Annotated in this window: 10 protein-coding genes; 3 read left to right on the forward strand and 7 right to left on the reverse strand. The window is 40.6% G+C overall.

The annotated features are described in order from the left end of the window. Window positions 1-72: 72 nt before the first annotated feature. The 3 genes from BMX02_RS09355 (at window position 73) to BMX02_RS09365 (ending at window position 4,020) form a co-directional block, all read left to right on the forward strand. Entirely contained in the window at window positions 73-351 is a 279-nt protein-coding gene (locus BMX02_RS09355) for a hypothetical protein (RefSeq protein ID WP_244625242.1), read from the forward strand. 235 nt (window positions 352-586) lie between these two features. Next, complete coding sequence (locus BMX02_RS09360; protein WP_091690425.1) at window positions 587-1,744, forward strand: GTP-binding protein; 1,158 nt, start codon at window positions 587-589, stop codon at window positions 1,742-1,744. A gap of 158 nt (window positions 1,745-1,902) precedes the next feature. Next, window positions 1,903-4,020, forward strand: coding sequence for a sensor histidine kinase (locus BMX02_RS09365; protein ID WP_177165261.1), 2,118 nt, complete (start codon window positions 1,903-1,905; stop codon window positions 4,018-4,020). A gap of 537 nt (window positions 4,021-4,557) precedes the next feature. On the opposite strand, the gene BMX02_RS09370 is transcribed toward BMX02_RS09365, so the two are convergent. The 7 genes from BMX02_RS09370 to mtaC (BMX02_RS09400) all read right to left on the reverse strand — a co-directional run bounded on the left by BMX02_RS09370 (window position 4,558) and on the right by mtaC (BMX02_RS09400) (window position 13,497). Continuing rightward, on the reverse strand, window positions 4,558-6,474 hold the full coding sequence (locus BMX02_RS09370; protein ID WP_091690427.1) for a hydantoinase/oxoprolinase N-terminal domain-containing protein: 1,917 nt from the start codon (window positions 6,472-6,474) through the stop codon (window positions 4,558-4,560). 74 nt (window positions 6,475-6,548) lie between these two features. After that, entirely contained in the window at window positions 6,549-7,394 is an 846-nt protein-coding gene (locus tag BMX02_RS09375; RefSeq protein ID WP_091690428.1) for a cation diffusion facilitator family transporter, read from the reverse strand. An 84-nt stretch (window positions 7,395-7,478) separates the two neighbouring features. Next, window positions 7,479-8,054, reverse strand: coding sequence for an acetate uptake transporter (locus BMX02_RS09380; protein WP_280176532.1), 576 nt, complete (start codon window positions 8,052-8,054; stop codon window positions 7,479-7,481). Window positions 8,055-8,371: 317 nt separating this feature from the next. After that, window positions 8,372-9,757: a methanol--corrinoid protein co-methyltransferase MtaB gene (gene mtaB / locus BMX02_RS09385; RefSeq protein ID WP_091690429.1), complete on the reverse strand. Its 1,386-nt coding sequence runs from the start codon at window positions 9,755-9,757 to the stop codon at window positions 8,372-8,374. Window positions 9,758-9,770: 13 nt separating this feature from the next. After that, window positions 9,771-10,541 (reverse strand): methanol--corrinoid protein MtaC, encoded by a 771-nt coding sequence (gene mtaC / locus BMX02_RS09390; RefSeq protein WP_091690430.1) that lies wholly within the window; start codon window positions 10,539-10,541, stop codon window positions 9,771-9,773. 792 nt (window positions 10,542-11,333) lie between these two features. Further along, window positions 11,334-12,719, reverse strand: a complete 1,386-nt coding sequence (gene mtaB / locus BMX02_RS09395; RefSeq protein WP_091690431.1) for a methanol--corrinoid protein co-methyltransferase MtaB — start codon at window positions 12,717-12,719, stop codon at window positions 11,334-11,336. Between the two features lie 13 nt (window positions 12,720-12,732). After that, a complete protein-coding gene (gene mtaC / locus BMX02_RS09400) occupies window positions 12,733-13,497 on the reverse strand; it encodes a methanol--corrinoid protein MtaC (RefSeq protein WP_091690432.1) in 765 nt (254 codons plus the stop codon). Between the last annotated feature and the right edge of the window lie 118 nt (window positions 13,498-13,615).

Below are 13,615 nucleotides of genomic sequence, written 5' to 3' on the forward strand. Positions count from 1 at the left end.
GATCATTTTAACCCAAGTTTGGCAGTTAAAATTAATATAAATGTTCTTAGTTTTGTTTGAGTCGATCAAAACATGCAAACCAAACTAAGAACATACGAAATAGTTCCTAATACCAATATATCCTTTCCGATTGGAACTATCCTGACTGTTGAAAATCTCTACGATGTCCTGAACTTTTCTAGTATATTCAGCAAACACAAAAAACATGGTATTGACATCAACAGACTATTGAAAGCTCTTGTGAGCTATAAGCTCAGAGATAATTTTAGCATCAAAAAAGCACATGAATGGATAACCCGTGATGAGGTGCTTGAACTATTTGATCTCGCTACATTCAACATAACGGACTGATACTATCATACTATTTTGATATTGCATCCGGCACCACCATAATCATTGTATTGCTACTGAATACCTTTTCACACAGTATTGCATAAATAGAAAAGCGTTTCAGTAAGCAGATCTGATGGCCGAAATTAATATCAAAAGGTATAATAACCAGTAATATCGAACATATAAATAGAAAAGAACGTATCATTTTTGGATCGGATGGTGCGTTCCTAAAAATAAAAGAGGAGCTACTAAAATGCTAACACTTGTAGTTGGCGGTTTTCTCGGAAGCGGAAAAACCACCACGATAATCAATACTGGGAAGTATCTCGTGGACAAGGGGCACAAAGTTGCCATTATTGTCAACGAGATCGGAGAGATCGGGATCGACGGTGATATCATCAACAAGTTCGGTTTCGATACAAAAGAGATAACGAACGGTTGTATTTGTTGTTCGCTCAAGATGGGACTTCGCTCAACTGTGATAACGCTTTTTAATTCTTACAATCCGGATGTCCTTATAATAGAACCTACCGGAATTGCGTTCCCAAATTTGATCAAAAGAGAGATCGAGCTGATGGACCTGGGAGAAGGTGCGGAAATAGCACCCCTTGTGACCCTTATCGACGGCAGCAGGTTCAAACACCTGCTAAAAGAGATGAAACATTTCTCCACCCGCCAGATAGAAGATGCAGAGATCCTTGCCATCAATAAGATCGACCTTATGGACAACATCCAAATACCTATCGTAGAAGAATCTGTACAGCAGCTCAACAAAAAAGCAAAAGTGATACGCATCTCTGCAAATAATAGCGATGAGAAGTTCTATAGTTTCATGGACATGATACTTCCTGAAGAAATGCTTAACAGATCTCCAGATACCAAAGTTCAGGAAATGAAGCCGAAAGAGATGGGAAGAACATCCCTTACCCCTGCAAATGGTATATCCCTTGTCAGCAAGAAAGATATGGAACTTATCAGGGATGAGCAGGAAATAGAAAACTCCATCGACGCATCAGGTGTTGCGACCTATGCTACAGAATATAAGATCAAGGACAGAGTGGACATCGATAAAGCAAAGCTGATCTCCAGGGAGATCATGACGAACATAAAAACAGAAGTTATGGAGCATAGCCCTGAATTCATAGGTCATATCAAGATGTTCCTTGATTCTGATGCAGATACAGTAAAAATGAACGTCACAGCATACTTCGAAGATCCGCAATTAGAGCTGATAGAAACAGGAAAGAATGAAACTCCTAAATTAAAGATACTTTCAGCAATATCGAACATGAAGAAAGATGAGCTCGTGAAGATCGTAGATACCTTCGCAACAGATGTGTTCAAGCGCTATGGAATTGAGATCGAAAAGCTTGATGCACATCATGAACACGGGCATTCACACCATCATTGAGACGGTTACTTACAATTTCAATATGCCCCTAACAAATTTTTAGTTAGGAGCAACTCTTTTGTTGTATAATATGTATAGAATTTAATAAACTCATGTAACTTAAAATACAAATAAATGTGACAATATTAAATACGATAACACTAAAGCCCAACATAGAATTGGTTTTTAATTATCGTTTTTCTTTTTCAAGGATAATTAATGATAGTTACAGTACAGGGGGAATAGGAATTTCCGAAGATATTATCAAAAATGAAGGGGCAGAAGAGCTATTTAATGATTCAGAAAAGAACTACCGTCTGATTTTTGAGAATTCTCCTCTGGGAATTTTCCATTTTGACCATATTGGGATGATAACACATTGTAATGATAAATTCCTTGAAATTATATCTGCCTCAAGAAAAGATATCATTGGCTTCAATATGGTGACCTCCATCCGGGATGAAAGAATGAGGTATGCTGTCAAAGCGGTTCTTTCAAGAAAACCTGGTCACTATGAAGGAAAATATTGTACTGTAATTAGTGGTAAACTTATTTTTATAAAAGCTGATTACAACCCAAATATATCTGAAGAAGGCACTCTTCTGGGTGGTATCGGTATCTTTGAAGATATCAGTGAACGTAAGATGGCGGAAGAAGCACTAAAGGAATCTGAAAAGAAGTACCGAATGATCTTTGAGAATTCTCCTTTAGGAATATTTCACTTTGATCAAAATGGGATGATCACACATTGTAATGAAAAGTTCCTTGAGATCATTGCTGCATCCAGAAAAGATATTATCGGCTTTAATATGGTAACTTCGATTAGGGATAAAGAAATGAAGAATGCTGTAAAAACAGTACTCTCAGGAAAGCCGGGTCATTATGAAAACGTGTACCAATCTATTATTAGTGGTAGAGTCACACCAATTAAAGCTGAGTATAGCCCGAACATATCAGAAGATGGGACTCTTCTGGGTGGTATCGGTATCTTTGAAGATATAACACGACGCAAAGAAGCTGAAGATGCCTGGAAGCTCGATGAGTACCGTCTCGAAACACTTTTGCAACTTAACCAGATGACCGACAGGTCAATGCAGGAGATCGTAGACTTTGCTCGGGAAGAATCTGTCAGGCTTACTCAGAGCAAAGTAGGCTATATCGCATTCGTAAACGAAGATGAAGCCATTCTCACAATGCATTCATGGTCCAAAACCGCAATGCTGGAATGCAAAATAAGGGATAAACCTATAGTTTATACCCTGAAGAGCACCGGACTTTGGGGAGAAGCGCTGAGACAGCGAAACCCCATTGTTACAAATGACTACAATGCTCCAAATCCATTAAAGAAAGGATATCCAAAAGACCATGTGAAACTGACGCGTCATATGAACATTCCGGTGTTTGATGGTGAAAAGATAGTTGCAGTAGCAGGGGTAGGGAACAAAGATGAAGACTATGATGAATCCGACGTTCGCCAACTGACATTACTTATGGAAGGTATGTGGAGAATAATCCAAAGAAAGCAATCAGAAGAAGCACTTCAAAAATATGCAAATGAACTTTCAAAGGTGAACAAAGAACTGGAAAAGGCAAACGAAGAACTCAAATCCCTTGATGTGATGAAAAATGAGTTCCTGTCCAACATAAGTCATGAACTTAAAACACCGCTAGTTTCTATCAAGGGATATGGTGAACTCGTTTTTGATGGAACCCTGGGATCACTCAATGAACAGCAAAGAAAGGCAGTCAATGTGGTTCTGAGAAATTCCGAACGGCTCAGACGCCTGATAGAATCGTTATTGTTCATCAGCGGACTGGAATCCATAACTATTCAGTATCAGATCGAGAAGGTCCGGATTGCAGAGATCATAGACGATGTAGTAAATGACGTAAATTTGCAAATTAAAGAGAAATATTTGAAAATTGAAAAATGTGTACCTGACAATCTAACCTTGATAGATGGGGATAAAACAAGGCTTTCCGATATGCTGACCAACCTTATTGATAATGCAATAAAGTTCACCCCTTCAGGAGGCATAATTGTCCTGAAGGCATATGAAGAAGAAAAGTATCTACACATCGAGTTAAAAGATACCGGAATTGGGATACCTAAAGAGCTCATACCGAACCTTTTCCAAAGGTTTTACCAGATCGATGCTTCAATCAAGCGCAGATATGGCGGAACCGGAGTGGGGCTGTATATTTGCAAGAGTATCGTTGAAGCCCATAAAGGAGATATATGGATCGAAAGTGAAGAAGGCAAAGGTACCACAGTTCACATCAGATTACCCCGGTAAAAATAAGTTTTACTTTTTTCCACCTCTCTAGAACAAATTACTTTCATCGATCAGCTATAAGGTCGATGAACAATACAAGATACCGGATCGGGGATACTGGTGGTAGAATCCCGGATACATGGATACGTAACAATATGAGCCACTAATGGATTCAGACATTATTACAGATTTTTCATCAATGGAGAAATGATCGATTGCATCGGTTTTAATGAAGATGGCGAGCAAATCCCGGTTAGTGTGGTCCTCATTAGTTATATGTTCATGGTAGAAGTTCTGTAAGTTGAGATTATCAAATTAACTCATAATTCCGCCAATTCTAATTTGACAACACCTTCATTATGAAAATCTGCCAGATGATCTGCTTTCTTCAACTTTGTTTTGTAATTCAGCAAGCAACAATAATTGATACGCCACGAAACTCAATTTTGAATAGAGTTTTAAAGCAAAGTTCATTAAGGATATGATATAAATTTTTTATAACCTTTTATAAATATTGCTTCTGTTGGGGAAAGTTATCGGAATTCTCTTCATTCAAATTCAAATAATACCGACACCAACAAAAGTTATTTTCGACTCCATCGGAGGATGGCGCCATCCTTCCGGTGAAACATGCTTTTCTGTTACCGTTACATTAACGTTGTTTTCCCGAATACCACATTCACTCATATAGCTATAGGTCATCGACCTGCCATGATCGTTAGCAAAAGCCAATGCCTGCACGTATGTGTCGAACTTCAGTCTTCCATCGGGAGAAAACACAAAGAAATCCCTGTCAGGATCATTCACTGATACCGGCTTTATTAGTATCTCTATCCTTTTGATGCCTTTGCCAAAAAGTGCCCCTGCAGCATTACCTACTTCAGCATGATCCGGAACGAGTATGTCAGCATTTATAAAGGATTTTATCTCATCCTTATAAGCTGTTACAGGACCTCCCAGAAGTACCACCGGAACTTCCACATCGAACTTTGCCTTGAACTTTCCATCAACTATCTTTTCAATACCTGAACGGTCCACTCCCGGAAGGATGTAAGACATCAGTTCAAGTGACATGTTCCTTGCAAATCTTTTTTTCAGGGAAGCAGAAAGCTCATACTTACCTGTGTTGTTCAGCTTTGCAATTACATCTGCACCCAATTTGGATGCCTCGGAGTTCCACTCATCATACTCGCCCAGCACATGAAGCACATCAGTTGGTGTAAAACCGATAGCCTGAACAAGTCTTTTCTTTATAAGAGAGCTCAGTACAAAGGAAGATGGCGGTTTTTTAAGCCTGCTGGACATGTCATCGAACGAAACAGGATCAGCTCCGATCACAGACAGGACCATCTCCTCGTTCTCTGTCAGTTCAACGATCTCATGACTGGTCCTCACAAAGAACTTGGTTGGCTGGATGTTCTCATCAAAAAGCCTGCGAGAAGGAACTACAATTCTCTTTAATTTTTCGAGAAATCCCTTATATTTAACAGCAGCAAGACATAACGGTTCCACCCTTCTGGGACCTATGTAAACGTTCTTGTCCTTTGTCCATATATGGCTGTCACCACCCATTGCAGATGTTTCCATGTGAATTGCCTTGACCTTTGTCTGCCAGCCACCGACAATTGCACCGGCTTCACTAAGATCCGGTACATTATCACAAAGCATGGAAACGTCAGTACTTGTACCACCAACATCTATGACAGCACATGTAGCTATATCAGTAAGATAGGAAGCACCTATCAGACTTGCAGCAGGACCTGAGAATATCGTTTCGATGGGTCTTTCCAGTGCATCCCTGATACCAACCACAGAACCATCGCATTTGAGCATGATAAGTCTTGAATCCATCTGCCTTCTTTTCATCTCGGAGATGATCGCATTTATGAAATGTTTTCCAACAGGAAGCAACTGTGCATTTAGATAAGCTGTCACTGACCTCTCATAAGCACCAATATCCTGGGAAAGTTCATGGCCGCATACGACTGGTTTGCCAGTAAGTTTTGTGATCAGCTCCTTTACCCGGAGTTCATGCTCAGGATTACGTATACTGAAATGTCCAGATACAGCAAACGCCGATACATTATCCTGGACCCTCAGGACGAAGTTCTTCACCGCTTCTATATCCAGAGGTGCCATCTCTTCTCCCATGTGATCATGGCCACCTGTAACAAAAATGATGTCATTCGTCGGGAAATCCTTTTCGATATTATGATCACCTGCAAGAATAAGAGCAACAGGATAACCAGTATCTTCCAGAACGGTATTTGTGGCAAGTGTTGTGGAAAGCGATACAAGTTTTACTTTTTTTAGGTATCCCTCATCGATACCATCGATTGCATTTTTTATTCCCTCTATAAGATCAGGATACGTTGTCAGTGCCTTGTTGGAAGTTACAACTGACCTGTCAGAATCCCTCACAAGGATCGCATCCGTATATGTTCCACCTGCATCAATACCCAAACTATATTGCATTAGTAATCACCGTTTATTCCTACCGTTACAACCGGACATATTCGGACTCAATTGAAAGCGGTAATTCACATCACTTATAGAGGTTCGATATGAACAAATACGTCCGAAACCCCTCTAAACGTTCTCTTTAATTCATTTTCAATACGTCTTACAACTCTCTGGGAATCCCTGATATGCATATCAGACATTACTTTTACATGAAGATCAACAAAGATACTCTGTGAAGCTCCATGTGCACGCACCATGTAGCAATTCTCCACACCATCGATCGAATTTACGATCCTGCGTACAGCGGTTTCGTCAAGCCTGCATGCATCACATAATGTATTACTGGATTCTACAATGATAAATGTGCATTCTTTAAAAAGAAATGCTACTATTAAAAATACAACCAGAAGTTCTGCCAGCGGATAGATCGTTCCCGAGATCAGAATTCCTGCAACGACAACTGACAACAACAGGTCAGTTTCGATCAGAGATATATTGAATATCTCATTTTTCTCTGAAGAATCATTTTCGTTTTTGATCTTCAGTATCAAAATATCCAGCATAATTGCAATAAGTACTGTTGCAAGCACAAATGAATAAAATCCGTAATAGCTATCGACTGATACAGCCGTAATTAGTGTTTTTAGAATGTCAAGACCAAATAGAATGAACATTAAGGCAACAAAAAGAGAGATCAATGAACCATATTTTTTATAGCCATATGGATGGTCCTTCTCAGCAAAATGTGAAACAATCTGTGGACCGAATATTCTGGCAGATCCTATTATACAGACAAAAAGTGAATAATATCCTATTAATTCAATTGCAGAGAGATCGACATATATTCCCATAGCTATCTTTAGTATTGCCATTGCCAGATAAACTGAAAAGACTGCAAATGATGTTCCTTTTACTGTAGATATTTCCCACATTCCGATCCCTTCATTTTTCAGATCAAGTCCAGCCGGTCAACCGACCAGCTGGAAACTTGAATGTACCTATTTTGCACCGTAGATTTACAGCGGTGCAACTGTCTTACCGAATACGGAATTCGTTACGAGTGCAAGTGAAGTGTACATTGCAGAAAGACCAAGTAATAAGGTCACGAAACCTGCAAGTGAACCAACTCCAATTCCAAAGTTCACAGCTGCATTCAGGAAGAATGTCAGTGTAAGTGTAAAGAATACCACAATTATTGCCTTAACTCCGATCTTAAATGTAACAAGCAATAACACCAGAGAAACTATACCCCATATCAGAAGGTAGAAACCAACTGAGGCTGCACTGGCTGCACCGAGCACTCCGCCTGCGAGACCTGCAGACATCAGTATGAATGCCAAGGAGAACCAGAACAAGCCAAAGGCTGAGAATGCAGTTGCTCCGAAAACATCTCCTTTTTTCCAGCCCTGAATACCTGCAAATACCTGTGCAAATCCACCAAGGAAGATGGACATTGATACTACCATTGTAGCGTCTGCAAAGAATCCTAAACCCATAAGACCTAACATTGTAGCAGCAAGACCAAGTCCCATGAACCCAAGAGGTGCCGGATCTGCTGTATTGTCAACTATACTTAAATTCTCGTCTGTCAAAGATGATCACTTCCTGTTTTATTGTAATAATGGATGTTGTAAACTACTAACCAATAATATATATTTAAACAATTATAAATTATAATGTATAATAAAGCGAAACCTCGCTCACTAAAAATAAAAAATACAATTTAAAGGAGATAAAGGAGTTTGTAAATTCCTGGGTATCGCCTCCTATTTGTTTGTTTGCTTTACGGAAAGGGTGTTACCGTAGTTAGTAAAGGGGTTTTTAAACGTCTGTAATACAAGGTGATGAAAGTAGCCCCGAAAAATCCGGGGCTACAGTCCACGTCTGGAAAAACTTTCCGGCACGTTGCTTAGAGACCGTAGTTCTCAGGCAAGAATACCTTGACTTCTTCCTTGTACTTGCTCATGCAGTCGCTCATGAAGGTGTCCTGGTCGTCTGTAAGTGCTCCCAGTGCAGCCTTTGCGTCTGCGAGTGCGCCCTTCTCGAACCTTGTGAGTTCGAGCTTGCCTGCAACTCCTTCTTCCATGATCTCTATGGATTTGAGTGCAGCGTTCTTTGCACGGAGGTAGATGTCATTTCCGTCTTTGACAATTGCTTCACCAACGCGGTATGCATTGTCATATGCAAGCACATAGCCCTGTGGATCCCTGTACTTGTCGGAAAGTGTGAACAGGTCTCTGAGATCCTTTGCTTTGCCTGTTGCAGTTGCTGTGTTCATCAAAGCACAGTCATATGCAAGGGATTCTGACCAGCACTGGACAGATGTACCACCAAACTCAGCATGATATTCGACAGACTCGTTGGACCAGAGGTCACAGCATTGCATGACAAGATTACCCATGACATCGGAGTGTGCGCAGGTTGAACTCTTACCTTCCTGTGCTATTGGGACACCGGCAATTGACTTTACGATGGTGTTCTCATATCCACAGTCCTTACCTGGACCTACAGCTCCTGCCTCGTATGCTGCGAGAGACCTTGGTGCTGAGATTGCCCTTGCAATGATTGCAAGTGTGTGAGCAAGGTTCTTGTCGAGCAGACCACCTGCAATGAACATTGCAGTATTTGCTTCGGAACAGTCAGTGTCACCAGCTGCAACAACGTTGTTCTTCTTTGCGACACTGGCGATCTCCTGCCAGATGAAATCCATATCCATGGTACCCAGGCAGCCAATTGCATAGAGCATACCAGGAACATCGTTCCTCAGGATAGAATAGTCGAATACTTCCTTACCACCCATTGTCTCAATGGAGAGCAGGTCTGCACCGTTTGATGCTACTTCTTCGAATGATTCCATCAGGGTGTTGAACTTGTCACCTCTGAGTTCAAGGAAGTCACGGTCTTCACGGATGTCACCAGGTGTGTGTCTTAATGCACATTTGATTCCGTATTCATCGTGGAACTCTTCCATGATAGTCTTCTGTGCGTGTGCGACCTCTCCTCCCCATGTTGGGTTGTTGGTCATCTGTTCAACGTGTTCTGTCTCAAGTACTACAGCTGGGAAACCTACCTGAACCATACGGTTCATGATATCTGTGGTGATCCTCTGGTATTCTTTGACGAGTTTCTCCTTTGATGCACCTGCTTCAGGTCTTGGAGCATAGTTCACTTCAGGAGTTGTGTATCCGCCACCGATCTCAAGGCCAAGTCCTGCCTTTACAGGGAACTTTGACTTACCGAAGATCATTTCATCTGCACTGCCATATGCCATTTTTGTGTATCTGTTTATTGCCATTTTCTTCACCTCTTTAGTGTTTATGGAATTCCTCTTTAAGTGCGCTAATACCTGCTCCGGCAACGATCTTATCTGCCATCTTTGGTGCGTCAGCAGCTTCTTCACCGTAAACACCTAATTCGTAGGTAGTGACGAAGTCCTGGTTAACTGCTCCACCGCCACAGGCGAATGGGACCTTAAGGCCTGCTTCAAGCAGCCTGTCGTTGACAGCCTTGAAAGCATACATTGTTGTTGTCATCAGTGCAGTACCTGTAAGCATGATTGGTTTCTCAGCTTTGACAGCCTCGATAACTTCATCCACAGGAACGTCACGTCCAAGGTCAACTACTTCGTATCCGTTTGCCCTGAGAAGAGCAGCAACGATGGTCTTTCCAATATCGTGTACATCTCCTTCTGCTACATGGCATACGACTTTGCCCTTTGAAACAGGTGCTTCGTCAGACTGCTCCTTACAGAAGTCGATACCATCGAGCATTGCATCTGCGGACATCATGACGTTTGGAAGGAAGATTACACCCTGGTCGTACAGATCTGTGACAACCTTCATACCTACCATGAGAGCATCGTCGATCAATGCAATTGGGTTTTTGCCTGCGTCGATTGCCTTCTCGAGACCTTCGATAACGTCGTCTTCCTCGCCTTCAAAGATTGCTTCTGCAATTGGTCTGTATAACTCATCCTTTGGATAGAGTTCAGCTGCAGCATCTTCAGGCGTCATTGCCTTTTCCATTTTCACATTATACCTTACCAGAATTTCACTGGGATCTATATCGAGACTGGTCATGTTTTACTTCCTTTGTTCTTTTTTATGTATTGAGACGATCATTAAACAGTTAGAAGATCGTCTTCGATCCAATCCATCAGATTTCGTCCTGAAATCCTAATAATACGTCTGGTATTTCTGTATATAAACATTTCTATTTAAAGGGTTTACTATATAAATATAACGAGTGATACCAATTAATTTTAATAGTAAATTTTAAAAGACAAAACCGCTTACTGATATTGGAAATCTAATGCAAAAAAGCATTGGTAAAAAATAGAAGATTATATGGCATAGAAATACTTATATATAATAAATATTTTTCATCGAAATTAAACATATATAAAAATATATCCCTGGATGCAAGATAGAATTAAACACATTAAATGTAAAGAAAAAAGTCTATTGATTCCGATACTGGACTTTAATTAGATTAAATTTGAAAAAAGTACATACAAAGTTATAGAAAGTTATATATAGTGCTATACATCCAGATTTATTATTAATAGAGAGGAAAAACAATAACAACCGGCAGAATAAACGAAAAAACAAAGAAATAATGTAACTTTCATTTGTGAAAAAATTCTAAAGATTAGTACGGCAATAGATATATTGAGGAGATAATATAATAACATAAAATAATTAACACCACTGCTAGCTATCAAAATACTTAAATAATACTTCAGTGCGCAACACCTGCATTGCCAAACAGATGATCCTGAATATCAGGACAATAACATTGTACCGCAATTAGCAGAAGAAAAATAGTATCTAAATTAAAGAGAAAAAAGTAAATAATGAGAAGATATCTTCTCAATAACCATAATTCTCAGGCCTGAATTCATCCATTTCAGTCTTGAACTTGTCCATTTGCTCTTCAATGAAAACATCCTTCTCATCGGTAAGGGAATGAAGTATCTTGGTAGCGTTTGCCAGAGATGCTTTCTCGAACTTGGAAAGTTCTAATTGCCCTTTTGAACCCCTCTCAACAATATCACAGGCTTCAATTGCAGCGTTTTTTGAACGCAAATATATATCATTTCCATCCTTTACGATAGCTTCCCCGATCCTGTACGCATTGTCAAATGCAAGTATGAAGGACTGAGGATCACGATATCGGTCCGAAACCATCAGGACATCCCTGAAAACCTTTGCATAACCAGCCTCAATAGCCGTATTCAGCATTGAGCAATCATAGGATAATGTTTCGCCCCAGCACTGGACACTTGTACCGCCAAATTCACCATGATATTCTACGGACTCATTGGACCAGAGATCACAGCACTGCATAACAAGATTACCCATAAGATCCGAATGAGCACAGGTGGAAGCTTTTCCTTCCTGTGAAATGGGAACACCAGTGATAGCCTTGATAATCGTGTTCTCATAACCACAATCCTTTCCCGGCCCAACAGCTCCTGCCTCGTATGCTGCAAGCGACCTCGGTGCAGAAATAGCCCTTGCCACTATAGCCATTGTATGGGCAAGTTTCCTGTCAAGGAGACCTCCTGCAATGAACATAGCAGTGTTGGCCTGGGAACAATCGGTATCTCCTGCAGCAATTACATTGTTTTTCTTTGCGATCCTGCTTATCTCGGACCAGATGAATTCAACATCAAGAGTTCCGAGAATTCCTATTGAGAACAAAATTCCCGGTATGTCGTTATGCAGGATAGCAGTGTCAAAAACGCTCTTGCCTCCAAGGGATTCAATAGAAAGCATATCAGCACCGCTGGATGCCACCTGCTCAAAAGATTCCATAAGAACATCATAAGGGTCTCCACGCAGGTCAAGACTCTCACGACCTCCGCGAATATCGGCAAGAGTATTGCGCAATGCACATTTGATACCATATTCATCGTAATATTCTTCCATGATGGTCTTCTGCGCATGTGCGATCTCTGCTCCCCATTCAGGATTCGTGGTCATCTGAAGCACATGTTCGGTCTCAAGAACTACGGAGGGAAAACCCACCTGGACCATCCTTTGAAGGATATCAGTTGTGATCTTCTCATATTCTGCAACAAGTTTCTCTTTAGACTCTCCTGATGAAGGCCGAGGTGCATAATTTACTTCTGCAGAAGTGTAACCTGCTCCGATCTCCAGATCAAAGCCTGTACTTACAGGATAAAGGGAGTGTCCGAAGACCATATCCTCAAAATCATCATATGCCATTTTTGTATAGCGTTTTACATCCATAAAGTAACCACCATCAATGTTTGTGGAATTCCTTCCTGAGGCGTTCAACATCAAATCCTTTCAGTATAGCATCTGCGATCTTCGGAACGTCTGCTGCTTCCTCACAATAGAGACCAAGATCGTACTGGGAAACAAAATCCTGTGTAACTGCACCCCCGCCACATACAACAGGAACGTTAATATCACTATCAAGAAGACGGGAATTCACATCTTTGAATGCAGACATTGTAGTTGTCATAAGGGCAGTCCCGGTAAGCATGATCGGATTTTCCCTTTTCACAGCAGCAATGACCTCCTCAACGGGAACATCTTTTCCAAGATCAATGACCTCATAGCCTTTTGCCTTGAGAAGCACTGTTACGATCTTCTTGCCGATATCATGTATGTCACCTTCTACAACATAGGAAACGATCTTGCCCTTATATTCGTGCTCCTGACCGGAGCGTTCCTTACAGAACTCAATTCCTTCGATCATTGCCTGAGCTGAGATGATGACATCAGGAAGATAGAGCATATTACCATCATAAAGTGTTGAAACGATCTCCATTCCCACCATGAGTGCATCATTTATCAGGGATAAAGGATCCTTACCCTTATCTATCGCATTCTGAAGACTTTCCACAACTTCATCTTCATCTCCTTCAAAAACAGCTCTTGCAACTTCACGTATAGCTTCATCTACCGGAAATAGCTTCTCTGCAACTTCTTCAGGAGTCATTTCCTGTTCTACCTTTACATTATATCGTACCAATGTACGTTGAGGATTTATGTCGATCATAAATTATTCCTCCATAAATATCAATGGTCTATGGTCCACCCTATAATAATTAACAAATCCCGATCAATAAATCATAATCGTTAAGTCATAATATAAATTTAATTGATGATAATTTAAT

Source organism: Methanococcoides vulcani, assembly GCF_900111645.1.
Lineage (GTDB): Archaea > Halobacteriota > Methanosarcinia > Methanosarcinales > Methanosarcinaceae > Methanococcoides > Methanococcoides vulcani.

Coding starts and splice junctions, on each gene's coding strand:
- BMX02_RS09370 (WP_091690427.1), bottom strand. CDS start 6,474: ATGCAATATAGTTTGGGTATTGATGCAGGTGGAACATATACGGATGCG.
- mtaC (WP_091690430.1), bottom strand. CDS start 10,541: ATGACCAGTCTCGATATAGATCCCAGTGAAATTCTGGTAAGGTATAAT.
- mtaC (WP_091690432.1), bottom strand. CDS start 13,497: ATGATCGACATAAATCCTCAACGTACATTGGTACGATATAATGTAAAG.
- BMX02_RS09355 (WP_244625242.1), top strand. CDS start 73: ATGCAAACCAAACTAAGAACATACGAAATAGTTCCTAATACCAATATA.
- mtaB (WP_091690429.1), bottom strand. CDS start 9,757: ATGGCAATAAACAGATACACAAAAATGGCATATGGCAGTGCAGATGAA.
- BMX02_RS09360 (WP_091690425.1), top strand. CDS start 587: ATGCTAACACTTGTAGTTGGCGGTTTTCTCGGAAGCGGAAAAACCACC.
- mtaB (WP_091690431.1), bottom strand. CDS start 12,719: ATGGATGTAAAACGCTATACAAAAATGGCATATGATGATTTTGAGGAT.
- BMX02_RS09375 (WP_091690428.1), bottom strand. CDS start 7,394: ATGTGGGAAATATCTACAGTAAAAGGAACATCATTTGCAGTCTTTTCA.